Source organism: Alteromonas sp. V450 (genome assembly GCF_001885075.1).
Lineage (GTDB): Bacteria > Pseudomonadota > Gammaproteobacteria > Enterobacterales > Alteromonadaceae > Alteromonas.
This window is the reverse complement of record NZ_MODU01000004.1, coordinates 109987-136854: the sequence shown is the minus strand read 5'-3', so window position 1 is coordinate 136854 and position 26868 is coordinate 109987. Positions and strand designations below refer to the sequence as shown.

25 protein-coding genes, 3 tRNA genes and 1 other RNA gene are annotated in these 26868 nt (G+C 43.6%); 9 read left to right on the top strand and 20 right to left on the bottom strand.

What is annotated here, in order from left to right:
• Positions 1 to 316: 316 nt before the first annotated feature.
• Entirely contained in the window at positions 317 to 1438 is a 1122-nt protein-coding gene (locus tag BK026_RS00645; protein WP_071814066.1) for a tryptophan 2,3-dioxygenase family protein, read from the bottom strand.
• A 187-nt stretch (positions 1439 to 1625) separates the two neighbouring features.
• Here BK026_RS00645 and BK026_RS00640 point away from each other — a divergent pair, with 187 nt between their 5' ends.
• Positions 1626 to 1910, top strand: coding sequence for a late competence development ComFB family protein (locus BK026_RS00640; RefSeq protein ID WP_071814065.1), 285 nt, complete (start codon positions 1626 to 1628; stop codon positions 1908 to 1910).
• Between the two features lie 13 nt (positions 1911 to 1923).
• Here BK026_RS00640 and ffs read toward each other — a convergent pair.
• Together ffs and BK026_RS00630 are read right to left on the bottom strand one after the other, a co-directional pair.
• An RNA gene (gene ffs, locus BK026_RS00635) (signal recognition particle sRNA small type) lies at positions 1924 to 2020 on the bottom strand.
• An 86-nt stretch (positions 2021 to 2106) separates the two neighbouring features.
• Entirely contained in the window at positions 2107 to 3165 is a 1059-nt protein-coding gene (locus BK026_RS00630; protein WP_071814064.1) for a Glu/Leu/Phe/Val dehydrogenase dimerization domain-containing protein, read from the bottom strand.
• 297 nt (positions 3166 to 3462) lie between these two features.
• On the opposite strand from BK026_RS00630, the gene BK026_RS00625 reads away from it, so the two are divergent.
• Positions 3463 to 3930, top strand: a complete 468-nt coding sequence (locus tag BK026_RS00625; protein ID WP_071817410.1) for an Lrp/AsnC family transcriptional regulator — start codon at positions 3463 to 3465, stop codon at positions 3928 to 3930.
• 69 nt (positions 3931 to 3999) lie between these two features.
• On the opposite strand, the gene maiA is transcribed toward BK026_RS00625, so the two are convergent.
• From maiA to pspA, 7 genes are all read right to left on the bottom strand, one after another.
• Positions 4000 to 4653 (bottom strand): maleylacetoacetate isomerase, encoded by a 654-nt coding sequence (maiA, locus tag BK026_RS00620; RefSeq protein WP_071814063.1) that lies wholly within the window; start codon positions 4651 to 4653, stop codon positions 4000 to 4002.
• A 27-nt stretch (positions 4654 to 4680) separates the two neighbouring features.
• Complete coding sequence (locus tag BK026_RS00615) at positions 4681 to 5691, bottom strand: fumarylacetoacetate hydrolase family protein (protein ID WP_071817409.1); 1011 nt, start codon at positions 5689 to 5691, stop codon at positions 4681 to 4683.
• A gap of 264 nt (positions 5692 to 5955) precedes the next feature.
• Positions 5956 to 7512, bottom strand: coding sequence for a transcriptional regulator TyrR (gene tyrR, locus BK026_RS00610; protein WP_071814062.1), 1557 nt, complete (start codon positions 7510 to 7512; stop codon positions 5956 to 5958).
• 217 nt (positions 7513 to 7729) lie between these two features.
• The gene (gene phhA / locus BK026_RS00605) at positions 7730 to 8530 is read right to left on the bottom strand and encodes a phenylalanine 4-monooxygenase (RefSeq protein WP_071814061.1); all 801 of its coding nucleotides are present in this window, start codon (positions 8528 to 8530) and stop codon (positions 7730 to 7732) included.
• 186 nt (positions 8531 to 8716) lie between these two features.
• On the bottom strand, positions 8717 to 9163 hold the full coding sequence (pspC, locus tag BK026_RS00600) for an envelope stress response membrane protein PspC (RefSeq protein WP_071814060.1): 447 nt from the start codon (positions 9161 to 9163) through the stop codon (positions 8717 to 8719).
• A complete protein-coding gene (pspB, locus tag BK026_RS00595; RefSeq protein WP_071814059.1) occupies positions 9160 to 9399 on the bottom strand; it encodes an envelope stress response membrane protein PspB in 240 nt (79 codons plus the stop codon). The genes pspC and pspB overlap by 4 nt, the downstream gene beginning before the upstream one ends.
• Positions 9400 to 9471: 72 nt before the next feature.
• Positions 9472 to 10155 carry a phage shock protein PspA gene (gene pspA, locus BK026_RS00590; RefSeq protein WP_071814058.1) on the bottom strand — a complete coding sequence of 228 codons (684 nt, stop codon included), beginning with the start codon at positions 10153 to 10155 and terminating at the stop codon, positions 9472 to 9474.
• Between the two features lie 222 nt (positions 10156 to 10377).
• Between pspA and pspF the strand changes: the two genes are divergently transcribed.
• Genes pspF through BK026_RS00560 form a run of 6 tightly spaced genes read left to right on the top strand, consistent with a single transcriptional unit; the run spans position 10378 to position 16866 of the window.
• On the top strand, positions 10378 to 11487 hold the full coding sequence (pspF, locus tag BK026_RS00585) for a phage shock protein operon transcriptional activator (RefSeq protein WP_071814057.1): 1110 nt from the start codon (positions 10378 to 10380) through the stop codon (positions 11485 to 11487).
• A gap of 3 nt (positions 11488 to 11490) precedes the next feature.
• Positions 11491 to 13158, top strand: a complete 1668-nt coding sequence (locus BK026_RS00580) for an ABC transporter substrate-binding protein (protein ID WP_071814056.1) — start codon at positions 11491 to 11493, stop codon at positions 13156 to 13158.
• On the top strand, positions 13155 to 14186 hold the full coding sequence (locus tag BK026_RS00575) for an ABC transporter permease (protein ID WP_071814055.1): 1032 nt from the start codon (positions 13155 to 13157) through the stop codon (positions 14184 to 14186). Before BK026_RS00580 ends, BK026_RS00575 begins: the two co-directional genes overlap by 4 nt.
• Positions 14173 to 15066, top strand: coding sequence for an ABC transporter permease subunit (locus BK026_RS00570; RefSeq protein WP_071814054.1), 894 nt, complete (start codon positions 14173 to 14175; stop codon positions 15064 to 15066). The genes BK026_RS00575 and BK026_RS00570 overlap by 14 nt, the downstream gene beginning before the upstream one ends.
• Before the next feature lies 1 nt (position 15067).
• Positions 15068 to 16063 carry an oligopeptide/dipeptide ABC transporter ATP-binding protein gene (locus BK026_RS00565; protein WP_071814053.1) on the top strand — a complete coding sequence of 332 codons (996 nt, stop codon included), beginning with the start codon at positions 15068 to 15070 and terminating at the stop codon, positions 16061 to 16063.
• Positions 16063 to 16866 (top strand): ATP-binding cassette domain-containing protein, encoded by an 804-nt coding sequence (locus BK026_RS00560; RefSeq protein ID WP_071814052.1) that lies wholly within the window; start codon positions 16063 to 16065, stop codon positions 16864 to 16866. The genes BK026_RS00565 and BK026_RS00560 overlap by 1 nt, the downstream gene beginning before the upstream one ends.
• 164 nt (positions 16867 to 17030) lie before the next feature.
• Here the strand turns inward: BK026_RS00560 and BK026_RS00555 are convergent, their stop codons facing one another.
• The 10 genes from BK026_RS00555 to BK026_RS00505 all read right to left on the bottom strand — a co-directional run bounded on the left by BK026_RS00555 (position 17031) and on the right by BK026_RS00505 (position 25530).
• A complete protein-coding gene (locus tag BK026_RS00555; protein ID WP_071814051.1) occupies positions 17031 to 18161 on the bottom strand; it encodes a sodium ion-translocating decarboxylase subunit beta in 1131 nt (376 codons plus the stop codon).
• Between the two features lie 3 nt (positions 18162 to 18164).
• Positions 18165 to 19985 (bottom strand): sodium-extruding oxaloacetate decarboxylase subunit alpha, encoded by a 1821-nt coding sequence (gene oadA, locus BK026_RS00550; RefSeq protein ID WP_071814050.1) that lies wholly within the window; start codon positions 19983 to 19985, stop codon positions 18165 to 18167.
• A gap of 22 nt (positions 19986 to 20007) precedes the next feature.
• A complete protein-coding gene (locus BK026_RS00545; RefSeq protein ID WP_071814049.1) occupies positions 20008 to 20322 on the bottom strand; it encodes an OadG family protein in 315 nt (104 codons plus the stop codon).
• Between the two features lie 214 nt (positions 20323 to 20536).
• Entirely contained in the window at positions 20537 to 21013 is a 477-nt protein-coding gene (locus BK026_RS00540) for an acyl-CoA thioesterase (protein WP_071814048.1), read from the bottom strand.
• 140 nt (positions 21014 to 21153) lie between these two features.
• Positions 21154 to 21230, bottom strand: a tRNA-Arg gene (locus BK026_RS00535).
• Between the two features lie 52 nt (positions 21231 to 21282).
• Positions 21283 to 21359, bottom strand: a tRNA-Arg gene (locus BK026_RS00530).
• 37 nt (positions 21360 to 21396) lie between these two features.
• A tRNA-Ser gene (locus tag BK026_RS00525) sits at positions 21397 to 21488 on the bottom strand.
• A gap of 294 nt (positions 21489 to 21782) precedes the next feature.
• Positions 21783 to 21974, bottom strand: coding sequence for a carbon storage regulator CsrA (gene csrA / locus BK026_RS00520; protein ID WP_013785064.1), 192 nt, complete (start codon positions 21972 to 21974; stop codon positions 21783 to 21785).
• A 135-nt stretch (positions 21975 to 22109) separates the two neighbouring features.
• Complete coding sequence (alaS, locus tag BK026_RS00515) at positions 22110 to 24707, bottom strand: alanine--tRNA ligase (RefSeq protein ID WP_071814047.1); 2598 nt, start codon at positions 24705 to 24707, stop codon at positions 22110 to 22112.
• A gap of 370 nt (positions 24708 to 25077) precedes the next feature.
• Positions 25078 to 25530, bottom strand: a complete 453-nt coding sequence (locus tag BK026_RS00505; RefSeq protein ID WP_071814045.1) for a regulatory protein RecX — start codon at positions 25528 to 25530, stop codon at positions 25078 to 25080.
• A 113-nt stretch (positions 25531 to 25643) separates the two neighbouring features.
• On the opposite strand from BK026_RS00505, the gene BK026_RS00500 reads away from it, so the two are divergent.
• The gene (locus tag BK026_RS00500; RefSeq protein WP_071814044.1) at positions 25644 to 26867 is read left to right on the top strand and encodes a GNAT family N-acetyltransferase; all 1224 of its coding nucleotides are present in this window, start codon (positions 25644 to 25646) and stop codon (positions 26865 to 26867) included.
• Position 26868 lies beyond the last annotated feature (1 nt).

Here is a 26868-nt window from a genome sequence, read left to right as displayed (position 1 = left end):
AAACGATAGGGGTCAACAGCGGTCGCGACTGCACGATACTCTTAAAGTTCAATTTTTTTTTATTAAACCCTATTTTAGTAAAGCATTTGTTACAGCAATGTTGGAATTGAGGAATTAATCCGTTTGAAAAAAACGCTGATAGAATAAAAAAAGCGTGCATTAACATTTACTTACAAAAACACCTCAAAAGTTACATTTAAACAGTTGAAAATTACAAACCTTGTTTAACAGGTCATACCAGCACACGACATTTACAACATGTTTTTTTTAAGAATTTTTCTAGTTTTTCAAAGCATGCGCACAATTCATTCAAATTTCATAGTTGTGGCCACTTCGTTTTTGCAGCGCTGCTTGAATAGAAGTTCCCCAATAATTTGCATATTGATACAGGCAATGTCGGAAGGCGCGACTTCGGCAGTAAAAATGTCGCCATGTTAAAGAAGTCCAAATAAATACGATTGGACTCCGTTGTTTTTTTTAAATAATGATGACCCGACGAGCCGCCTGTTCCGATTTTAGTACCCAACATTCGTTGCACCATCATCGCATGCCTGTATCGCCAGATGGTCAGTTGTTCATCGATCTCTGTTAAAGCCGTTATTAACTGGAATGGTAAGTTAAATACAGGTTCTTCTGAGTATTGCTTTATAAATAAGGCAGAGAGGAGCGCTTTATGACTTAATCGAAATTTTCCGTCTGCACGCAAGGTTTCAAATAGCCCTTCATCAAAAACTGCATCGAAGCTACGTTTTGTCGCCTCCCACTCTTTCAGCTCCTGCCGCTTTTCCTTTTCAGTTAACGTTGGATTAGTCAAAATTGTGTGATAATCCTCATCCAACATGGTGTCCGCCGCGTCTTTGTAATATATCCAAAAATCAAACCCCTCTGTTTTTAGTAAGGGCATACGAGCTAGCCACTTGTCAACGAGCTCAAATAAGCTTGGCTTGCTCTCTAAAGATTCAAGTGTCGCACGGTCGGCGTCCGTTAATCGGTTATAAAAACTTTGTTTATCAAAATCTATCCGAAAATCTCTTTTTAGGCCAAGTGAGATTTCTAGCCTTTTGAACTGTATGCTTTGAAAACCCGAAGCAGGTACTAAATAGTCACGGAAAGACAAAAATTGCTGAGGCGTCATCGTTTCCATAATGGCTATTTGGTCATTCATTAACTTTTGAATCTGAATGATTCTATGTAAACGATGAACGACTTGTGGTAATTCTTGATCTCTGACAACCGTTTGATTGAAACAATCTATGACTGCATTGAGCTCATGGAGAATTTGCTTAAACCATAGTTCATAAACTTGATGTACGACGATAAAAAGCATCTCCTCATGTGCTGCATCACCATACTTCTCGCTCTGCAGCGATTGTGCACCTAAAATTTTTTCCAGTTGTAAATAATCTCCGTAATAGCAGGGCTCTACATTTTTCTTCATTGGAAACTGGCCTATTATCTCTTTCGGTTAATCAAACAATGCACGTTTCAGTACTCGACATTGACAGAATACAGGCTATACCTTACTAAGAACACGGGAAAGCATTGAGTAGCTTAGCTTTAATCTGTACAGTTTATTGTCCAGTAGCAGCTTCATACTTAATATATTTAAAATAAAGGCGCACAGCATGAAACTAGACGACGATATTCACAATTACTATGAACACCTTGTGCTGGAACGGATAAGTAAAATTGGTCTAGATAAAACAAAGAGCCCAGACTATTTAGCAGACCTCTGCTGCTTGGCGTTAAATCAAGTTCCCCCTAGATACATTCGCTATGAGGTGGATATGGCTTTTTACTTACCGCAAAGTGAGAGAAATCAAATGGAGATGAATGTAGAGCATGCAATAAGTAAGGCTATACGGTATCTCGATGATATGAGTAGTAAAAAGGAATCTGAAGGAGAATGAAAATTGGGTGGCGGGCTTCCAGCCACATCCCGGCACATGAGTCGTCTGCTGCGGCTGCTCCCTTCCGGGCCTGACCGGGTTCACAGAGTATCATTGCGGGAGGACCAAAAGCCCACCATAGAAACTCGCATTCAAAGCTAGGTTTTGAGCCCCTGCCTGAGTGCGGGGCGCATTATGACTATTTGGCTTTGAGTTTTCAACCCTTTATAGAAAATCTCTCTTCAGCGATAAGGTTTGCTACGCGGTTTGTTGCCCTACCCTCTTGCTCTGCGCGGGTATAAATTTCTTTTAGCGTTTCACCGATTTGTTCAATATGTGCACGCAGCGCTTCATTGGAACTTGATTCCATACGCTGATGGAAGATGTCGATAACCCCACCCGCGTTAATAACGTAGTCAGGTGCGTACAAGATCCCCCTCTGCTGAAGCAACTCCCCAATATCTTCACGCGCCAATTGATTGTTGGCAGCACCTGCAATTACCTTGGCTTTAATCGCCGGTAGTGTTTGATCGTTGATGGCTGCACCCAGTGCACATGGCGCCAATACATCTACGTCTAAACTTAGTATTTCTTCTGGCGCCACAGCCGTTGCGCCGAATTCAGCCACCGCTTTTTTTATACCTTCAGGATATATATCGGCAACGTAAAGTTTAGCGCCATGCTCATGAAGGTGCTTGGCAAGGCGGTAGCCAACGTGTCCCATTCCCTGAATGGCAACAGTAACACCATCCAAGCTACGCTTTAGGCCATACTCAACTGTCGCTTTCAAACCCACAAATACACCGTATGCTGTCGACGGAGCGGGGTTTCCATCCGGGATCTCGCCTGCATAATGATACTGTGCTTTTACACCGGCTATATAGTCGGACTCAGTTGCCATGGTTTGTAAATCTGTTACTGAAATTCCTGAGTCTTCAGCTGTGAAGTATTTCCCACCCAATGACTCTACAAACTTGCCCATGGCTTTCATCATGTCGGGTGTTTTTGCTTTTCTGGGGTCTCCAATAATGACTGACTTTCCCCCTCCTAACTCCAGATTGGCCATCGCTGCCTTGTAAGTCATGCCCTTAGACAAGCGCAAAACATCGGTGAGTGCTTCACTACTGTTTACATAAGGCCACATCCGGCATCCACCGAGAGCGGGACCCAAATTCGTATTATGAACCGCAATAATGGCTTTAAGGCCAGATTGTTCATCGTGATAAAAAGCTACATGCTCGTGCTTATCAAATTCTGAGTGATCAAAAACAGACATACATTCCCTATTTAAAATGGTATGAAAAGGAACTAAAGGTAGCGTGCTTGCATAATTGTTTGCAGCATGACTCTCTCGCTCCAGCCGTCGCCAATGTGCGCGAGAATTAGTGAATAGCGCCAACCTTAATTTTAGAAAGAGTTTATCGAGAAACTCAGAGGACAAGCTTTGCTTAGTTTGTTAATGAAATTTACAAACTGAAACAAGGTCGAAATGATTACATTTTTTCTAGGACAGCTATCCTAGAATTTATTTTGATATATAATAAACATCATAAAAACGATGGAATAAATGTTAATGAAATTGGATAAGTTTGACCGAGAAATTTTACGCGTTCTGCAACAAGACGCGACCGTATCTATGGCCGATTTAAGTCAGCGTGTAGGACTGTCACATACACCTTGCTGGCGACGCGTTAAACGTATGGAAGCAGACGGCATAATACTAGGCAAAGTAACGCTTTTAAACAGCAAAAAGCTTAATTTAGGGGTTTCCGTATTTATCTATGTAACGCTAAAAAACCACGATGGTGACTCGTTAACTGACTTTGAAAACGCAGTCCAAAACATCGATGAAATTGTAGAGTGCCACACCACCAGCGGTGAAAAAGACTACCTTTTGAAGGTCATTGTCGAAAGTATAGAAGAATATGAATTTCTGCTGAAAACTAAGCTTACCCATTTGCCGCTTGTGGACCATATCAGCTCTACATTTGCGCTCAAGCAAGTCAAAAATACAACCGAGCTTCCAATTAAGCGTCAATAAACAATTTTGTAAGACAACAGTACAAGCGAAGAGGAACACACACAAGGTGGTTCCTCGCTAGTTGGTACGCTATGTAGCATCGACCTGATTTTCGGGTCGCGCCTTTTCAAACGCCGATAACTTTTCGCAATTTTGAGCAATTCTATTAATAAGCGGATACGTCTGCATATCAATATCGAAACGTCTTGCATTATAAACTTGTGGCACAAGACACACGTCAGCTAGCGTAACGTCAAAGTCGAAACAATACTTTCCAGCTTGTGTCTGTAAGCGCTGTTCAATTCCATCAAAGCCAAGCTTTATCCAATGTGCAGCCCATTGCGCCACATCCTCTTGACCGGCATGGTACTTTTCTTTTAATAGATTGAGAACTCGCAGATTACCAAGCGGTTGAATATCAGATGCGATATCTTGCGCTAATGCACGTACTCGAGCACGCTCTGTTGAGTGCTCTGGCACGAGCCTTACACCATTATCATACTTTTCATCAATATACTCTATGATGGCGAGCGATTGATTTAGAATGATATCCTCGTCTTCGTCAACCAATGTCGGTACAAGATGCGCGGGATTTAAGCGAGTGTATTGCTCACTATGCTGCTCACCTCCATTATTGACCAAATGAACCGGGACGTATTCATAATCTACGCCTTTTAAATTAAGCGCAATACGCGCTCGATAAGAGGCCGTTGAACGCCAGTATCCATAAAGCTTTATATGCATAACTTTGTATCCGCTTTTTGTTGACGCTTAGTTCAGAGGTTTCACTTGTTGATCTATCGCACCAAAAATACTGCACCCGTTTTCGTCAAACATTTCTATGCGAATACGGTCGCCAAACTGCATAAATGGTGTAGATGGTTTTCCATCTCTAATTGTCTCAATCATGCGAACCTCTGCGATACAAGAGTATCCCACGCCGCCTTCAGAAATTGCTGAACCGTGCTCTGTACCCTGCTTATTTGAAACTGTTCCAGAGCCAATGATTGCACCGGCACCCAAATTACGACTTTTGGCTGCATGGGCCACTAGTTGCCCAAAATCAAATGTCATATCTTGTCCTGCAGCAACTTGACCGAACAACTCACCATTGTATGTCGAGCGAAGAGGAAGATGAACTTTGTTATCCCTCCATTTATCCCCGAGTTCATCTGGTGTAATTGCTACCGGAGAGAAACTTGAAGCTGGTTTTGATTGAAAAAAGCCAAACCCTTTAGCAAGTTCTCCTGGTATAAGGCCACGCAACGAAACATCGTTTACAAGCATGATTAGACGAATTCTTTCAGCTGCAGCTTGCGGTGTACATGCCATAGGAACATCATCAGTCACAACTGCAACTTCGCCTTCAAAATCGATTCCCCAATCGTCACTCGGTAAGATAATGTCGTCATTTGGCCCGATAAAGTCATCCGAGCCACCTTGATACATCAAAGGATCAGTCCAGAAACTCTCAGGCATCTCGGCGTTACGAGCTTTGCGAACGAGTTCCACGTGATTCACATATGCACTACCATCAGCCCATTGATAGGCTCTGGGTAACGGAGATTCGCAGCGACTTGCGTCAAACACCACACTTTCACATTTACCGTCGTTCAGTTCTTGGTAGCGCTGCTGTAACTGGGGAGCGACGTCTTGCCAATGGTCTAGTGCTTGTTGCATTGACGTAGCGATATCTTGAGCGCTGCAAGCTCGAGAAAGATCTTTAGATACGACCATCAAACACCCGTCACGCGTTTCGTTTTTATAAGTTGCTAGTTTCATCATCGCCTCAAAAATTTGTAGGTAATATGCTTTAGTTATGCCATTAGATAGGTCTAATTGAGAAATTTTTGTGTAACGAAGATTTATGCTGCTGTAAGAAAGGGTGTACGGCGAATCCATGTTCAAATGGCGCGACACCCTTTTCCATGCTTGTTTGCGAGACTGTAAATTTATATACACAGCGCAAGCTAGCTTGAATTGATGGGCAACAATCAAGCTTAATCAAGATTATTGCCCTCAAAGATGTTCATAAATTCAATGCAATTAAAGCTTAACCGTTGCTTTATTAATGCCATATTCGCGTAACTTATTGGCAATCGCCGTATGACTTAACCCTAACTTTTTGGCTAGTTGACGTGTACTGGGGTACGATGGATAAAGCCTTTTAAGCAAGTCCTTCTCAAACTTTTTCACTTCCTCATCGAGCGTACCGTCAAAGTTTTCATCGATATAAGTTACGCTCGGTGCACAACTGGGCAACTGAATATCTTCTTTGGTAATTTCTTTGCCATCTAGCAACGACAGAGCACGATAAAGCGCATTCTGTAACTGTCTCACATTACCCGGCCACGGGTATTGCTGAAGAAAATCGACGCAAGACTTACTAAGCTTAGCGGGTCGCCGGCCTAACTTAGCGCTGTGTTGAACAATGAAAGACTCCGCTAGTGGAACAATATCTTGTTTTCTGTCTTTCAGTGACGGCATCACTAAGCTCAAAACATTCAAACGATAGTACAGCTCTTTTCTGAAACGCCCCTCTTCAACTAGTTGACCGAGGTCGCGACAGGTCGTACAGATGAAACGCACGTCAACCTTAACAGGTTCGGTGTCGCCCACACGTCGAAACTCTCCATCTTCTAATACACGCAAAAGTTTTGCCTGTAGCTGTGACGACATGTCGGCAATTTCATCGAGCAACAGCGTGCCTCCTTTCGCTTGCTCTAGTAACCCCTCTTTTGCATTTGGCTGATTATAGGCACCAGCGGCATATCCAAACAGTTCGGTTTCTGCCACGCTATCAGGCAAAGAGGCGCAATTTAATGCTAAAAAAGCGCCGTCACTGCGTCGACTTGATTGATGGCACGCCCTCGCTATCATCTCTTTTCCTGTACCGGTTTCACCGAAGATCAATATGGGCGCATCAAGATCGGCGATTTGCTTTGCCTCGTGTATGACGCGACTCATTAACTGTGATTGCGCTATGAAGCGGTCAAAACTATTAGTAGGCGATTGATGAAAAGCGGTAAACTGCTGTCCAAGACGCATCTCAGATTTCAATATCACCACAGCGCCAGCCATAATCATCTGTTGCTCACCATCAGGCACGGTAATCGGCAACATATCAGCCAAGTAATCTTGTTGAATAAACTTTACTTTAGATGATTGAGGGCTTGGTGCTTTGCTGTCCATCCATTTGGTAAAGTTGAACCCCTTAACAAGCTCACTCACATCAGAACCTTGAATATCATCACTTGATACTTCAAGCCCCGAATAAACCGCTTCGTTACATAGTAAAATATTTCCCTTGGTGTCGATCGAGAAAACAGGGTCTGGCAACGTTCTTAGAATCGCCGAAAGCTGGTTTTTCTCGCGCTCACCGGGCATAAACAACGTGGTTTTCACGTCTTCTATTCCGTCTATTCTGCGAATTTGCGGCATCAGATGCTGAAAATCAGCAAACTCAATGTTGGGAAAATTAAGGAAAATTTTTCCCGCAGGATCAATTTCAATTCCGCGTAGATCGATTTCTTTCGTCACAAGGATATCAAGAACATCTTGGGTTATGCCAAGGCGGTCCTGACAAGTAATTTCTAAACGCATAGGGTACTACAGGATTGTTGTAAAGATTACTGTACAGAATACCACACTTTTACAAAAAGATAACAAGAGATTTGTTACAGAAGGTTAAATATCAATAAATACTATCAATCAAAAAGGCGCTAAGCCAGCGAGAGGCGCAACGTGCGATCATAGTAATGTACAAACAAAATGCGCTAAACGAGCATCTTGTTTGATACATTTTTTTAACAACCGGCTATTAACTTGCTTTCTTTTCTTTAGGCGGGAAAAGTGGGGTAAATAACCCGAGTGATTTTGCTTTTTGAACTAGGGCCATGATATCCATCTCCGCCAATTCAAATAGGTGATCAAACTCAGGTAATATGTAGTAAAGGGGTTGCATTATGTCTATTCTGTAGGGCGTTCTCAGCGCGTCTATAGCAGTAAGGGGCTTGCGAAGTGGCTTGTCACTATCAAGTGCATAAAGCGTTTCGCCTGGCGAAGACAGAATACCTCCCCCGTAAATCTTTAAGTCACCGTTCGCTCTCACTAATCCAAACTCAACGGTAAACCAGTAAAGTCTTGCTAGATATACCCTATCTTCTTTGCTCGCAGCTAAACCCAGTTTTCCATAGGTATGCGTAAAATGGGCGAAGGCTGGATTAGTCAGTAGAGGGCAATGGCCGAACACTTCGTGGAAAATATCTGGCTCTTGTAGGTAATCAAACTCCTCTCGAGTTCGAATAAATGTGGCTACTGGGAATTGTTTGTTTGCCAACAAACGAAAAAACTCTCCAAAATTGATAAGTGCAGGAACTTCAGCTGTCTGCCACCCTGTTTGCGCTTTCAATACACGGTTTATCTCTGGGAGTTGGGGTATGCTGTCGTGACTCAATTTGAGCAGCTCAATGCCCTCAAGGTACTCTGCACACGCTCGCTCCTTTACCAAAGGCAGCTGTCTAGCGTAAAGTTCAGACCAAATTTGATTCTCCTCAGTCGACCACGCGATATACCCTTTGTCATCGGATGATTTCGACTGATATTTCGTTACTTTTGGCATAACATCTCAAACCAACATTTCTTAAAAAGACTACCCTTTAGTCTAATGAAATTGCGAAAATGGAAAAGTAGAGGGCAAATTTGGAGGAGTCAAAAAGGTGTAACAACATTTTTACAGGAACCTGTAACATATTGAATGTAAATTAAAAAAGCCGCTTAAAGATGCGGCTTTTTGAAGTGTGTTGTTTTACAATCGGCTAATTTCTTTGTTTAGCTGGTATTCGCGAGACGTGACGTACGTTTCCATTTTACGCAGTCTTTCTTCCGCTTTCTCGAAACGATTTCGAATATCATGAAACGCTTGTTTCGGGGGCTCGCCAGCTTGCCATACCTTCGTTTTCACCTCTACTTTTGTACTTTTAACTTGGCCCGCATTTGGGTTTCTCCACCCTTTTCCTTTAGAAAAAACAGGGGGCGGAGGCGCCGCTTCTACGTGGGTAGGTCGTTTATCAAGGATAAACCAAGCAGCAATATAGGCGACAAAGATAAACGGTCCAGCAAGAAGAAAAAAGCCTGTTACTACTAAAATTCTCACCAGCCACGTCTCAAGACCAAAATACTCTGCAACCCCTGAGCACACACCTGCAATTCTTGCATTTTGAGGATTGCGATAGAGCTGTTTACCATGTCTCATGCTCTATTCCTCCACTCTGGCGCCTCACTATCTAAAATCGCTTCCAATGTTTCAATACGTTCAGACATTTTTTCTGCTTGCTCGGCCAAATTCTGCAGTGATGCGTGCTCTTCCGCACTCAACCCTTGGCTTACCTGCTTTTTACTTCGGTAGTGCAATATCAGCCATATAGGAGCAACGAAAATTAAAAACACAAAGAGCGGTGCTGTCAAAACTGCAATAGTACCCTCGTCCATAATGAACTCTCCAAAAAACTCTGATCTTAGCGCCCTCTATAATTTAACCTCACAAAGGGCGCTGCTCTATTATTATTCTGATTTTTCAGTGGTGCTCTTTGCACCTTTTATTTTTGCTTTAAGCGCAGCTAATTCGTCATCAACTTTATCACTTGCTTCAAGTTCTGCAAACTCATCGTTAAGCGTCTTTTTACCTAAATCATAAGCCTCGACTTGAGACTCTAAATCATCAATTTTCCGCTCATATTGCTCAAAGCGCCCCATTGCATTATCAACTTTGCTGCTATCAAGCGTCTTCTTAACTTCAAGACGCGAGCTTGCTGTTTTTTGACGCATAATAATGGCTTTTTGACGGTTTTTGGCATCAGCAAGTTTTTCTTGCAGCTGACCTATTTCATCTTGAAGCTTACTTATCTGCTCTTCTACTATAGCAAGTTCTTTACGCAATGCTTCAGCGGCTTCGGACGATTTTTTCTTCTCCTGAAGCGCTGCACGAGCGAGATCTTCTCGGTCTTTGCTAAGAGCAAGCTCCGCCTTTGACTCCCAGTCATGCGCATCGGTTTCGAACTTTGAAATCTGATTTACTATTTCTTTTTTGCTCGCCAAGGTCTTTGCAGATGCAGAGCGTACCTCAACTAATGTGTCTTCCATTTCCTGAATGATTAATCTAACCATTTTTTCAGGATCTTCCGCTTTATCTAAAAGCGCATTTATATTCGAATTCACAATATCAGTGAAACGCGAGAAGATACCCATAATATTTACCTCTTGCTAAGAATCTGGCGCAATTTGATCATTGGCCGCTGATTAACAGTGTTACGTCTGTGTGAAAGAGTATTCAATTTACTTGCCATGTTAGCAAATCTTCTAAGTCATTAATTTATATGCATTTTAATATGTAGTAAATAATGCTCGTCTATCAATATTTTTTGTTCTACACTATTAATTAGTCGATATGACCAATTTTTGAGGGATTTAATGAGTAGGTATCGCCAACAGGATAATTTGCTTGGTCAAGCAAATAGCTTTTTAGAAGTTTTAGAGCAAATATCACAGATAGCGCCGTTAGATAAACCCGTATTGGTTATTGGCGAGCGAGGAACGGGGAAAGAACTTATCGCTGCTCGCTTGCATTTCTTGTCAAAGCGCTGGGACCAAAACTACGTCAAGCTGAATTGTGCAGCATTAAGCGAAAGTTTACTAGAAAGTGAATTATTCGGTTATGAAGCCGGCGCATTTACAGGTGCTCAAAAGCGTCGCGAGGGAAGATTTGAAGTGGCCCATAATGGGACCTTATTCTTAGATGAGTTAGCTAACACCTCTGGCTTAATTCAAGAAAAATTACTTCGCGTTGTTGAATATGGCGAGTTTGAGCGTGTTGGCGGCAGTAAGTCAGTCAAGACTGATGTAAGGCTTATCGCTGCAACGAACGAGGATTTACCAGCGTTAGCCGATGCAGGTGAATTCAGAGCAGACCTGCTTGACCGGCTAGCCTTCGACGTTATAACAATTCCACCGTTGCGCGAACGACGGGAAGACATAATGATGCTAGCTGAACATTTCGCCATTAATATGGCGAGAGAGATGGACATGGAGTTATTTAGCGGTTTTACAGAAAAAGCCAGAAAAACCCTTCTTGACTATCATTGGCCAGGCAATATCCGTGAGCTTAAAAACGTTGTAGAACGTGCTGTCTATCGAACCAACAATCCTCACCTTCCTGTTCATGAAATCGTTCTCGATCCGTTTGAATCGGCGTTTCGCCCGCAAAATAGAATTAAAACACAAGATAGACAGACGGCAGTTTCGTCTTCACCTTCAGTACCTTTAACACCAACCGTACCTACTGCTCAAGTTGAACCTGTAGTACCGAGTATCCCTAATTCACAGGAAATCATAAATTACCCGATAGATTTGAAAGAACGCTCTCAACAACACGAGATAGATATGATAAAACAGGCACTTGCTGATAGTCAGTTTAATCAGAAGAAAACGGCAGAAAAGTTAAGTCTGACGTATCATCAGCTTCGTGGGTACCTTAAAAAATATAATCTCTTAGATTCTTCCGCTGAAGGCGTTGAGGCGTAAAGCATGTCCAAAAGTTTGGCGAAGCGTGTGTTGGTTTTGTTATGCATTCCACTGCTTCTTGTATCTTGTGTAAAACGGAACAAAGACGCTTTTTATAGTTCTGGCATAATTTACTGCTCTGAAAGCAACCCCGTCACCTTCAATCCGCAATTAGATACCACAAGCACTACTTCAGACGCGTCCTCCCATCAACTCTACGATCGTTTACTCGATTTTGATCCTGAAACCGGACGTATTGTTCCTAGCCTCGCCAGCAGTTGGCTAACCAGTGATGATGGTCTAACTTACGCGTTTCAGTTACGCAAAAATGTACAATTTCACACAACCGAATACTTCTCACCCTCGCGCACATTCAACGCAGACGACGTGATTTTCAGTATCAACAGGTGGCGCCTAACCTCTCATCCATACCATTACATTTCCGGAGGCCGGTACCCTTATTTCGAGAGCATAGGGCTTGCAAAGAACATTGCATCTGTTGAAAGGATAAACGGTTATCGGGTAGAAATTACGTTAAAACGTCGTGATAGTTCGTTCCTTGCTAACCTGGCAACAGATTTTGCCGTGATATTGTCAGAAGAATATGGAGCAGAACTGCTCAGGGACGGTCGCCCTAGCAGCATTGACGAACTTCCAGTGGGCACAGGCCCGTTTAAATTTGATAGTTTTCGTAAAGACCATTTTATAAAGTATCTTCGACATGAAAACTATTGGCGTGAAGAACTTGGCAACGAGGACAGTACAGATAGAAATTTACAAAGCACTACAGCATCCGTTAATCAACTTATCTTTGACATCACGCCGAAAAGCTCTCTTCGCCTCGCCAAATTGATGACCGGCGAATGTGACGCCACTGCGTTCCCGGCGCAAACCGAACTTGAGGTGATTCGCTCGCGTGATGATTTGATATTAGCAGAAAAGCCGGGCCTGAATATTGGCTTTTGGGCTTTTAACACACAGCGCCCTCCTTTTGACAACCCTGATGTGCGAAGAGCGTTTGCATCAGCTATCGATAAAAATACCTTATTGGAAGCCGTTTATTTTGATAGTGCAACTAGAGCTAAAACTCTTCTACCTGCGGCAAGCTGGGCATTTCAAAACGACGCCGACGATACGGCATACAATCCTGTACTCGCCAGAAAACTGTTAGCAAATGCGGGAATTGAGCCGGGTTTCTCCATGACAATTTGGGCTATGCCAGTAGAAAGAGCATACAACCCCAATGCAACTAAAATGGCTGAACTCATTCAACGTTATTTAAAAGAAGTTGGCGTAGAAGCCACTATTGTCAGTTACGACTGGGCAACGTTCAGACGTCATCTTCAAGAAGGGCTACATGACTCCGTGCTGATTGGATGGTCAGCTGACAATGGCGACCCAGATAATTTTTATCGTCCTTTATTAAGTTGTGGTGCCATTCCTTCCGGTACTAACCGTGCAATGTGGTGTAATCAAGACTATGACCGCTTACTTAATGACGCTTTGCAAACAGATGATATTGATGAACGAAACGCTATTTATCGCCAAGTAAATAGACTGTTATATGAGCGATTACCGTTAGTTCCCATTGCACACGCTTATCGCTATCAAGCATATCGATACGAGCTTGAAGGCATGAATATAAATCCATTTGGTGGCGTTCGCTTCGGTGGGGTAGAGAAAAAATTGTGATACACATACTTGTAAGATACAGCACTTTATTTATTCTCACCTTGTTGGTATTAGCGATAATTTCCTTCTCGCTGGCTTATTTGTTTCCCGGCGATACACTTGAGAATTTGACGGGATTAGTCCCACAAAATGATGTACAACGTCACGCTCTGGAACAACAGTTTAAACTTGACCAATCATATATTTCTCAATTTTTTTACTATGTAGGAAACCTGTTAACCGGGGATTGGGGGTACAGTTTTACTTCAGGGCTCCCTCTTAGAGACGAAGTTGGAATAGCGTTACCAGCAACAATAGAACTTGCTACTTATGCGATGTTCATGGCGCTATTTTTAGGCGTACCCCTTGGTTATTATGCGGGTGCTCGCTGCTACTCGACCACAGATAATATTGTAAATAGTGTAAGTATAACCACTTACTCATTTCCTGTATTTTGGTTTGCCTTACTACTGATCCTCGTTTTCAGTCTTAGGCTCGACGTCGCCCCGTTATCAGGTCGTATAAGTCTTTTGTACGATATTGAACCAACAACAGGTTTTATACTCATTGACATTCTTTTATCTGACATTGCAGACAAATCATTAGCATTTAAAGACGCTATTTCACACATGGCGTTACCAACGTTGGCGATTGGCGCTATTGCGACTGCATCAATGGTACGAATTACGCGTCGTTCAGTTATTGACGTTAAGCACCGTCCTTATATTGCTGCAGCAGTATCTCGAGGGCTGTCAAGTTGGCAAATTTTCTTTAGACATGTATTGCGCAATGCGCTGCTCCCCATATTGCCATTAATGGCTATTCAAATTACAACACTCATCACAAATGCGATGATTGTTGAAACTTTGTTTTCATGGCCCGGTATCGGGAACTGGTTAATTCAGGCAATTTATCAACGGGACTATCCTGCCCTGCGTATTGGAATGTTGGCTGTATCTACACTTGTTATCACACTGACTATTCTCATCGATCTATTTAACAGAATGATCGACCCTAGTAGAGAGAAATACGAACGTGCCACAGTTTAGTTTGTACGAAGAAGAGTTTCACCCGTCGCCATGGCAACGCACATGGTCGGCTTTCAAATCCAGTCATATCGCAATGGTTGGTTTAATTTTGTTAGGTATCTTCGTATTCTTTGCTATTTTTGCTCCATTTATTACGCCTTATGATGCTATTGAACAAAATATTGATGGGCTATTAATACCGCCAAGCTGGGTCACTAGTGGCTCTATTTCTCATTTGCTTGGCACAGATGCCCTCGGCAGAGACATATTCACCCGGATCGTATATGGCTGTCGGGTCACGCTGGGTTCTGCTTTCATCACGGTTGTTCTGGCAATGATTGTGGGCGTAAGTTTGGGGACGTTCGCGGGGATGCTGCGGGGCGTACGCTCAAGCATAGTAAACCACCTTCTAGACGCTCTTATGGCAATTCCAACATTGCTGATCGCTATCATCATTGTTGCAATCTTGGGCGCGGGTCTGGTCAACAGTATGTGGGCAATAACGCTGGCGCTCATTCCTCAATTTGTCCACTATACCCGCAGCTTTGTGCGCAGCGAGATGAAAAAAGAATATATCGTGGCATCTAAATTGGACGGAGCAAATAAATGGCAATTGTTTGTCCACTCGATACTGCCGAATATGATCGAAATGCTTGTTGTTCAAGGCACACTTGCGCTTTCAATAGCGGTTATTGATATTTCAGCACTTGGCTTTCTTAACTTGGGAGCCCAATCTCCTTTACCTGAATTAGGCGTGATTTTAGCCGATGGACTGGACGTGGCTTATCTTGCGCCTTGGAATGTTGCAGTGCCTGGAATGGCCATGTTTTTCATCGTCCTTTCTATTAATATCGTCGGTGATGGATTGCGCTCAGCATTAAGAAAAAGAGTGAGTCACTAAAATGCCAATGCTCGATATAAAAAATTTGACCCTTGAAATGCATAGCGGTGAATCTACGATAAAAGCACTCGATAAAGTCAATTTATCAGTGAGTAGTGGAGAGATTAGAGCGCTTGTGGGCGAATCCGGTTCAGGCAAAAGCTTGATTGTTTCTGCTATTTGCGGCGCGCTTCCCAGTCAATGGAACCTTACCGCCGACCGAATGAGTTGGAACGGTGAGAATCTATTGAGTATGTCCGTACAGCAACGTCGTGAGGTTATGCGACGAGAAATAGCAGTGGTATTCCAAAATCCGCAGGCCAGCCTTGATCCCTCTGCTACATTAGGGGAACAGTTAGAAGAAAGTATTCCAAGTGAGTTCGTTCAAGGTCAGTGGTTCTGGCAACGTGCACAGCATCGCAAAAAAATAGCAATCAGTACCGTGCATAAGGTGGGGATTAAGCATCACAAGCATTATTTAAGCGCCTTCCCACATCAGATCCCTGCAGATATTGGACAAAAGTTTATGATTGCGATGGCACTGGTGTCTCAGCCGAAGCTGCTCATTGCTGACGATCCAACGCGCGGCATGGAACCGACGACAAAAACACAGATTCTTAAACTGTTTACTCGATTAAATCAGACACGCTCCTTGTCGATTTTGTTTGTAAGTCACGACTTACTCGCGATCGCTAGTATGTCTCACTCTATGACGGTGCTGTACGCCGGTCAAACGGTAGAGTCTGGTAAGATGAAACACATCAAAAAACGCCCTCTTCATCCATATACCAAAGCGCTACTTGACAGTGCACCTAGTTTTAGAAAGGACTTGCCACCTAAATCCATGTTACCCACACTTGGTGGCTCTATACCCACACTGCAACATCTACCGATTGGTTGCCGACTAGGGCCACGCTGCCCTAGAGCACAGCGGGCTTGCGTGCAAACCCCATCAGTCAGAAAGATCCACGACCACAGCTACAGTTGCCATTATCCACTTCATATGGAGAAGTTATAATGGATATTATGCAAGTACGTCAGCTGACATTTATTCATAACGAAAGAAAACGTTGGCTAAAGCGACCTGAATTGTTTCAGCTAGGTCCAGTAGACTTAAATGTTAAACGTGGTGAGACAATTGCGATTATTGGTGAAAATCGAAGTGGAAAATCATTGCTAGCAAAACTTTTGGTTGGTGCGTTACCTGCCGATGCAGGAGAAATAGAAATCAATACGCACAAGTACTTGGCTAAATATCAGTCAAAAGAAATTCAAAATAAACGTACACACGACATTCGAATGATTCTGCAGCACAGCAGCGAATCAATGAATCCGGCTGTACCGGTTGGCAAAATTTTAGATGAACCATTACGTCTTAACACGGGGCTATCTGAAGACGAGCGCAAGCCCATTGTTGAGGACATGTTAGTCAAAGTAGGGCTACTGCGTGAGCACTATTATTTTTATCGACACATGCTGTCTGATGGTCAACAACAGCGTGTTGCGCTTGCTCGGGCGATCGTTCTCAAACCCAAAGTACTTGTCGCCGATGAACCATTTGCTGCCTTAGACCCCTCAATTCGTTCTCAAACTGTAAACCTCATTCTTGAACTGCAGCAAGAGCTTGGCTTGGCGTTTATATTTATCAGCCACAACCTCGGTATAGTTAGACACATTGCAGATAGAATAATAGTGATGGAAAACGGTGAAATTGTTGAAGAAGGTAAAACTGAAACAATATTCAGATGGCCCCAACATTCTAGAACCAAAAAGCTCGTCACGGCATATCAATCGCTCGTGCCCAATACAACAATTCGCTAGCATGAAAACGATATGGGTATGCTGTTGTAAAAAAATGCATATCACAGACGCAGTTTAAGCAACAGAGTGATTTTAATTGCATAGTAACAAGGGCCAATTTAGGCCCTTGAGAACAGTCACATAGATAGCAACGTTATCTTTTTTGAATGCTCAAAGCCCCCCTATTAACCGACCAGCGCCAGCAATATGCCCGCAGCAACCGCACTACCTAGCACACCCGCTACGTTAGGTCCCATGGCGTGCATGAGTAGGAAATTATGAGGGTTTGCTTCCAGTCCAACTTTATTAACCACCCTGGCCGCCATTGGTACAGCGGAAACGCCAGCAGCGCCAATCAATGGATTAATACTCCCCCCCGACAACTTACTCATCAGTTTTGCCATAAGTACGCCCGCAGCGGTGCCTATACCAAATGCGATAGCGCCAAGGCCCAAAATACCTAACGTCTCAACCGTAAGAAACGCTTTTGCAGATAGCTTAGAGCCTACCGCTAGACCCAGAAAAATAGTAACTGTATTGATGAGTTCGTTTTGGGCTGTTTTGCTTAACCTGTCTACAACACCACACTCTTTCATTAAGTTACCAAAGCAAAACATACCCACAAGCGGCGTTGCTGCCGGCAAAAACAAGATGGTCATAAACAGCACGGCGAGAGGAAAGATAATCTTCTCTCTCTTTGACACAGGTCGAAGCTGCCCCATTTTTATCTCGCGTTCTTCTTTTGTGGTCAACGCCTTCATGATTGGCGGCTGGATAATAGGCACTAATGCCATGTAAGAGTATGCAGCAACTGCAATCGCACCAAGTAGGTCAGGTGCAAGTCGCGACGCGAGGAAAATGGCAGTAGGCCCATCAGCACCACCTATAATAGCAATGGCACTTGCATCCTTTAACGTAAACTCAAAACCAGGTATGAGATTCAACGCTATAGCGCCAAATAAGGTAGCAAAAATACCGAACTGCGCTGCTGCGCCAAGTAACAGCATTTTGGGGTTAGCAATGAGAGCGCTAAAGTCTGTCATTGCGCCAACGCCCATAAAGATAAGCAAGGGGAATACCCCAGTATCTATACCAATTTTATAGATGTAGTGAAGTAAGCCACCCGCTTCTGAAAACCCTGCAATAGGGATGTTTGTAAGCAATGCGCCAAAGCCGATGGGAAGTAGTAGTAAAGGTTCGAACTTTTTCACAATGGCCAAGTACAACAAACCGAAGCCCACGGCCATCATTATGATCTGGCCGGCTTCAAAGTGCGCAAGCGCGGTACTATCCCAAAGTACCATTAACTTATCCATGTACTACCCCAATAAGATTAACGGTTGGCCACTGGTTACGGCATCGCCTTCGCCAACGGTAATGTCGGTAACCGTACCGGTAAATGCTGAGCGGATCTCTGTCTCCATTTTCATGGCTTCAAGGATCAACACTACATCGCCTTCTGACACGCTGTCGCCATTCCTTACCAAAATTTTAAACACGTTACCCGCAAGTGGTGCATCAATGGACTGGGTCGAAGGCGCTGCAGACGGCGCCGCGCTACTGGCTTGGGTCTGTGCTTGAGAACCAGAGCTGCTTGCAGGCGTAACGCTAGTTAGCGTACCTGAGGGTGCCACTTCTACGCGATAAACTTTGCCATCTACGTTTACGTCGTAAGTTTCACTCGCGCTAGCCTCTAATGAGTTTGGCTTCGCTTCGGCAGGATTAAGCCCATTTGAGCTTTGCGTTTCTTGTACGCTAGGTGCAGGTTCAAATGCATCAGGGTTGCCACGATTTTCAATAAACTTAAGGCCAATCTGCGGGAACAAGGCATAAGTCAATACATCATCAATTTTATCGTCTGACAATGATAGTTTCTTTTTCTCAGCCAGTTCATCAAGCTCTTTACTCAGCGCATCTAGCTCTGGGGCAATATTGTCGGCGGGTCGGCATGTTACAGGCTCAGCACCGTCAAGCACGCGAGCCTGCAGTTCTTTATTTACTGGCGCGGCGGTAGCGCCGTATTCACCTTTTAGAACGCCTGCAGTTTCTTTGGTTATGCTTTTGTAACGCTCGCCAGTAAGTACGTTAAGCACTGACTGCGTGCCCACAATTTGTGAGGTTGGCGTAACGAGAGGGATAAACCCAAGATCCTCCCTTACTCGCGGAATTTCTTTTAACACTTGTTCGAATTTATCTTCGGCGCCCTGTTCTTTGAGCTGGCTTTCCATGTTGGTTAGCATTCCGCCTGGCACCTGCGCCAAAAGAATACGTGCATCCACTCCTTTAAGGCTTCCCTCGAACTTGCTGTATTTCTTTCTTACATCTCTGAAGTAACTAGCGATGTCTTCAAGCTCAGGCAATGAAATACCCGTATCGCGCTCAGTACCTTCCACGATAGAAACCATGGTCTCCGTTGCGCTATGGCCATAAGTCATGCTCATTGAAGAAATAGCGGTGTCCAACATATCAATACCGGCATCGATAGCTTTTTGATACGTCGCTGTGCTCAAGCCGGTTGTGGCGTGGCACTGCATGGCTATAGGAACATCGACCGTTTCTTTTAAGCCTGTAATCAACGCTTCGCACTCGTACGGCTTTAAAAGGCCAGCCATATCTTTAACGCAGATGGAATGAACCCCCAGATCTTCAAGCTGTTTCGCCATTTCTAGCCAAAGCTTAAGGTTGTGCACTGGGCTTACTGTATAAGAAATTGTCCCTTGTGCATGAGCACCACTGTCGATGGTCGCTTTTATTGCGGTTTTTAAATTTCTAATGTCGTTCATAGCATCAAAAATTCTAAAAACATCTACCCCGCTTTCATGAGCACGCTCTACAAAGCGAGTTACAACATCATCAGCATAGTGGCGATAGCCCAAAAGGTTTTGACCACGTAACAACATTTGCTGCTTCGTATTTGGCATGGCTGCCTTTAATTTTCTAATACGCTCCCAAGGATCTTCACCTAAATAACGAATACAGGCGTCAAAGGTAGCACCGCCCCAAGATTCGACAGACCAGAAGCCTGCTTTATCTAATTTTTCTGCAATGGGAAGCATATCTTCAATACGCATACGCGTAGCAAGAAGCGACTGGTGGGCATCTCGCAGGACCAGCTCGGTAAGGGCCAGAGGCTTGGACATGATAACTCCTGATTAGGCTTTATTATTTAGAATTTTGACGATGAGTATGAATGGCGGCAGAAATAGCGGCGACAACGCTTCCATCTATGCCAGGTTGTACCGCTTGATTGCTTGGGCCCAAGTTAGCCGAAGTAGCTGAAGGCCCTTTTAAATTCGCTGATGGCTCTTTTAAATGAGCTGATGGCTCTGATGTTTCACCGGGAAAGGCTTCACAAAATCGGGCAATAAGATGAATACCAACTATAAGAAGCCCTAAGAATGAAAATACAAATACCATTCCTATGAGCATAAGAGAACCTGCTTCAATAAGCAGGTTAGCGACGGATTCTGAATTCATATTCAATCCTGTTGTTATTTTGTACCTGAATAAGTATCACGTGGTTTTTCAAAACACAACAAAGCAGCATAAAAAACCACTTAAAATTCAATAAAACCCATATAAATGAAACTTAATGCACTATTTATTAATATATTTGCAACATAGCAAGTTATTAATATTGGTCTTAGGGTGTCAGTTTTTCCACACGCAGTAGCCTCATTGACTACCCACGTTAATGAACACCTATATTTTCAGTAAAGTCACTGTCTAGCTGTTTAGCGAAGTCTTTCGCATGCATCGCCACTAGCTCTAACTGCATATGCTGCTCGTCTTCCGGTACATATGATGGCACGTGCACAGGTTTTCCATCACAATCTACTGCCATAAAAGTAATGAAACAACGATTCGCTACGGATGTTGTGTTTGCCGTGGCGTCGCCCGATTTAACTACAACGTAAATGTGCATACTTGATGCACCAGTGTGAACCAAACATGCCGTTATCTCAACGAGCTGCCCTACTTTTATCGGCTTTATAAACCGAATACCGTTAGCTGACACGGTAACGCAATAGCACTTCGACCACTGTGCAGCGCACGCATATGCGGCTTGATCTATCCATTTCATAACAATACCGCCATGAACGTTGCCGCCAAAGTTAACGTCGGTGGGTTCAGCCAAAAATCGAAAAGTGGTGGTTGGATGTGCCATAGGGTACCTCGCGCTTTACTGCTGTTATACACCTTAAGTTTAGCTCAAAATTCAAACAGCGCGCTTAGACGAAAGTGGAGAGAAAGAAAATAAAAGATTTAGAAATGAAAAAGCCCACCATTAAGGTGGGCTTTCCAATGTGGCGCGTGTGGAAGGATTCGAACCTCCGACCGCCTGGTTCGTAGCCAGGTACTCTATCCAGCTGAGCTACACACGCGTAATCTGTAGACTTTTGAGTACTACCTCAAAAGGTGACGCTTTAAAATAAGTGGCGCGTGTGGAAGGATTCGAACCTCCGACCGCCTGGTTCGTAGCCAGGTACTCTATCCAGCTGAGCTACACACGCGCAAAACTTGTTGTTGACCGTCACTGCCAACGAATAATGGCGGAGAGGGAGGGATTCGAACCCTCGATACGCGTATATGCGTATGGTTCCTTAGCAGGGAACTGGTTTCAGCCACTCACCCACCTCTCCTTGACTGCGGGGTGCATTTTACGGATTCATTGGCTTGAGTCAAACCTTTTTTATAAAGAAATTGATTACTCGATGTCATTTTAAACGATTCGAATAAAAAAGCGTTAATTTGTTCGCAATACAACCAATTAAATGACGCTTGCACCCAGATTGGTTTTCGAGTTCATATCAAAATAAAGATGAACAATTGAACATGGTTTAACGTCATTCCTTTTCTTTGGTGTGTGACGATAGGAACGTGAAAAACAAAAAAGGTCAGCAATGCTGACCTTTTTTATGAAGATTAGTCACTTTTTATTCCGCGGTTCCAGGCTGGCCGCCTTTCTCTGCTTGAATACGCATGTAAATCTCTTCTCGGTGCACAGACACTTCTTTTGGTGCGTTAACGCCAATACGTACCTGATTACCTTTCACGCCTAAAACAGTAACGGTTACATCATCACCAACCATAAGCGTTTCACCAACTCGACGAGTCAAAATAAGCATTCTCTTGCTCCTGTTCCTTATTTCTGAACATATCCTTTAAAGGTTTCGCTAATCACCGGCACGACCCGGAGAAAGCATCGGCGATTCCATGTTTTTGTGTCACTTGCAAAAACTCACCGTTATACACGTAAATAATTATAGCTTATCTTGCAACCAAGCGTTAACCGATTCTAATGCTTGCCCCAAGTTTTCAGGCTTGTCACCCCCTGCCTGTGCCATATCAGGACGGCCGCCCCCTTTGCCGCCTACTTGTGATGCAACAAAGTTAACAAGCTCGCCTGCCTTAACTTTACCTGTAAGGTTTTTAGTGACGCCAGCAATAAGATTAACTTTAGCGTCATTAGCCACGCCTAATACTACGATCCCTTCGCCAATTCGGTTTTTAATGTCGTCCATCATTGAACGCAATGACTTTGCTTCAACACCTTCCAAATTCGCAATTAAGACTTTTACGCCATTTATCTCTTTTGCACTATTAAGCATATCAGCACCTTGCTGACTCGCCAGTTTTTGTTTCGCAGAATTAAGTGCTTTTTCTAGTTCTTTAGTCTGATTTTGTAGAGAAACTACACGATCAAGTACATTTTGGTTGTCTGTTTTCAATAATGCAGACAATGAAGACAGTGTTGCTTGCTGCCCCTGCACGACCTCAAGTGCATGCTCACCAGTAACCGCTTCGATACGTCGAACGCCCGATGCAATACCTGCTTCACTGGTAATTTTAAACAAACCAATGTCACCAGTACGCGTAACGTGAGTACCACCACATAGCTCAACAGAGAATGGCCCCATGGTTACCACGCGAACTTTTTCGTCGTACTTTTCACCAAATAGCGCCATAGCGCCTGATGCTTTGGCTTCATCCAAATCCATTAGTTCAGTTGCTAACGTGTGATTTGCACGTATTTCTTGGTTAACTCGTCTTTCAATCACAGCAAGCTGCTCAGACGTTACTGCCTCAAAATGCGAGAAGTCAAAACGCATGCGCGGCGCTTCAACCAATGAACCTTTCTGGGTTACATGCTCACCTAGAATTTCACGCAGGGCTGCGTGGAGTAAATGTGTTGCACTATGATTCTTTTTAATGGCTTCACGGTTCGCCGCATCAATTGCTGCGGTTGCCGTATCACCTTTAGATACCGAACCTTTAGCAACCCCCTTGTGCGCAAAGGCATTACCCATTTTTTGAGTGTCGGTAACTATGAATTCACCGTTTGGTACGCGAAGCACACCTTTATCACCGGCCTGACCACCGCTTTCAGCATAGAACGGCGTACTGTCTAATACCACAACGCCTTCTTGACCGTCTTCAAGCTTCTCAACAAACGCATTATCAGCGATAAGTTCTACAACATTCGCTTGGCCTTCCACATCGGTGTACCCGGTAAATGAGGTTGTGTGGTCAATGGCAAGTTTACTGTTGTAGTCTGCACCAAAGTTGCTAGCCTGCTGTGCACGAGCTCGCTGTGCCTGCATAGCAGCTTCAAAACCTTCTTCGTCAATCTTAAGGTCGTGCTCACGCGCTACGTCATTTGTTAAGTCAGTAGGGAAACCGTAGGTGTCGTAAAGCTTGAACACTACGTCACCCGGCACTGTATCGCCTTCTAGGGTTTCTAGTGTATCGTTTAGAATAGCCATACCACGGGCTAGCGTTTTGCTAAACTGCTCTTCTTCAACACGCAGAACTTTTTCAATTACCGGTAGCTGATCTACAAGTTCTGGATACGCTTCACCCATTTCTTTGGCAAGTGATGCTACAAGCTTGTAGAAGAAAATATCGTTTGCGCCAAGCTGATAGCCGTGGCGAACAGCGCGACGAATAATGCGACGTAATACGTATCCGCGCCCTTCATTTGATGGCATAACGCCATCGCAAATTAAGAAGCTGCATGAACGAATGTGATCGGCGATAACCCGTAGCGATTTATTTTCTAAATCTTCGCTTCCAACAATGGATGCTGCTGACTTAATTAAATTTTGGAAAAGATCAATCTCGTAGTTGCTGTGCACGTTCTGTAAGATAGCGGAAATACGCTCTAGGCCCATACCGGTATCGATTGAAGGCTTAGGAAGTGGCTCCATGGTACCGTCAGCTTGTTTGTTAAACTGCATGAATACCAGGTTCCAAATTTCGATAAAACGATCGCCGTCTTCTTCAGGTGTTCCCGGAGGACCACCCCAAATGTGCGCACCGTGATCATAGAAAATTTCAGAACAAGGTCCACATGGACCTGTGTCACCCATAGACCAGAAGTTATCTGACGTGCTAATGCGAATAATCTTTTCTTTTGGAACACCAATATGGTTTTCCCAGATGTCGAAAGCTTCGTCATCTTCAGAATAAACGGTAACTAGCAGCTTTTCTTTTGGCAAACCAATTTCCTTGGTAAGGAAATTCCATGCAAATTCTATCGCTTCTTTCTTGAAATAGTCGCCAAAACTGAAATTGCCCAGCATTTCAAAAAAAGTATGGTGACGCGCGGTGTAACCCACATTTTCCAGGTCATTATGCTTACCACCTGCCCGCACACAGCGCTGTGACGATACCGCACGGGTATAGCTGCGTTTTTCTGCACCTAAAAAACAGTCTTTAAACTGATTCATGCCCGCATTGGTAAAAAGAAGTGTGGGATCATCTGCTGGTACCAGTGACGAGCTCGCCACCGTTTGGTGGCCATGGCTTTTAAAATAATCGAGAAACTTGTTACGTAAGTCAGCAGTTGATAATGTCATTGAAAACCTAACTTCCTTTAATTAATTCTGAAACGTGCGATTTGCCTGTTCTAGTGAGCTCTATAATCGGGGCGATTTGCGATTACGCAACACGCAAACCCTCTCTATAATTCTCTGGATATTAAATATGCACACAATTTTGCGCAACAATACCATGGATAGCGCAATTTTGTTAAGTGTCGCGGGAAGGAGATGGGGTGTATTTTCACTATAAATCGATAAAAATAGCCAACGTTCCAAAAAACATTGCCGATGTAAGGAGAAATGGTGCTGATGTAGATACCGAGGCACTCCTACTCATCCACACGTTCGAGTGCGTTAGCGCGTATGGGTTTCTGTACTTATGTTGCAAGCAAACCGAAAACTAGCGCTACTCATTTGCGCTTACTGCATACTCAATATGCTCGTGGTAAAAGCCTCTATATTGAAGAAATTGTTTTTGCTTTTGTCTTAATGAAAATTCCGATACATAAAAGTCACCAAACTTTTTCTCTTTTACTTTTCTAGCACTTTCAAACCAGTCTGCATCAATCTCTCTCATTGCTTGTTCAGCGGTACTCTCATCTACACCGTATTGTTGTAAGTCTAGTTTTATTGCGCGAGGTCCCTTCCCTTTTAAATAAAGCGCTCGGGCGCGACTCTCTGCAAATCGAGCATCGCTTTGGATATCAGCGTATCTAAATTCCTCGAGAATAGGCATAAAAACATCACTCGCTATTCCCTTCTGCTGTAACTTTCGCATTACCTCGTTAAAGCTATGCTCTCGTCGTGCCAGCATGCGAGTAATCGCGTCGGTAATGATTTTTCGATCAAACTCTGACATTTTAAACCTTACTTGGCCACCTCGTCGTATTGAGTGCATCATTTTAAACAAATATCTGAGAGAGCGCAGCTTCAAAAAAATAGCGCGTTTACTTCAGCAAGCTGCAACAGCCAATGAATTACAAAATAAAAATAATTGATAGTTTAAATCAAATTCCTCAAGACCAATGGAACGCCTTAGCAAAGGGCGCGGGTCCGTTTCTACGTTACGAGTTTCTACATACCCTAGAAACCAGCGGGTGCTGCTCTAATGAAACGGGTTGGCAAGCGTGTCATATCATTATTGAACAAGAAAACTCAGTTGTTGGCCTTGTGCCAGGTTATCTAAAAACGCACAGTTACGGTGAATACGTATTCGACCATAGCTGGGCTGATGCATATCACCGATACGGCCTTGAATATTATCCTAAATGGATATCAGCCATACCGTTTACGCCAGTGACGGGCCGCCGCATGCTGCTATTAAACAGCGTTGAACCAAATAGCGAATTATTGACGGACATTGAGCGTGCATTGCAGCACTATGTTGACCGCCAATATGGTGAAAGCCTGTCCTCCTTACATTGGCTGTTTACCACAAAGCAATGTCACCACTTTTTCAAGCAAAGCCCCAGTTATCTCGAAAGACATGCTGTACAATTTCAATGGCACAACTATCAATATACCGTCTTTGAAGACTTCTTAAGTGCATTAACATCAAGAAAACGCAAAGACATTAAGAAGTTGCGCAATAAACACAAAGACATCGGTATCACTTACTCTCATAGAACAGGAGAGGATATCGATTCATCGACGATAGCATTCTTTTCAAAATGCTACGAATCAACGTACCTCAAGCGGAGTGGACATTCGGGTTACTTGTCACCTGATTTCTTTTATTTGCTGGCCGAAAAAATGCGTGATGAGATGCTAATCGTTACTGCGTATGAACATCATACCCCTGTCGCAAGCGCGTTGTTTCTATACGATAAGACAGGGCTTTACGGTAGATATTGGGGGGCATTGAAAAAGATTGATGGGTTACATTTTTCGTGTTGCTACTTTGAAGGGATTGAGTTTGCCATCAATAACGCATTGCCCCTTTTCAATCCCGGAACGCAGGGTGAACACAAGCTTTTGCGCGGTTTTGAGCCAATTTTTTGTAACAGCCATCATCGTTTATTTGAACCTAATTTCCACCACGCTGTAGCGCAATTTTTACACCGTGAAACGGAAGAACTCTCCCACTATTTTAATCAGGCAAAGAATGCTTTACCGTTTAATGAAGCTTTTACGCCTAAATTAACAACAAGTGTCACTGCACATAACGACGACACTAATAATCACAACGAGAAATAAC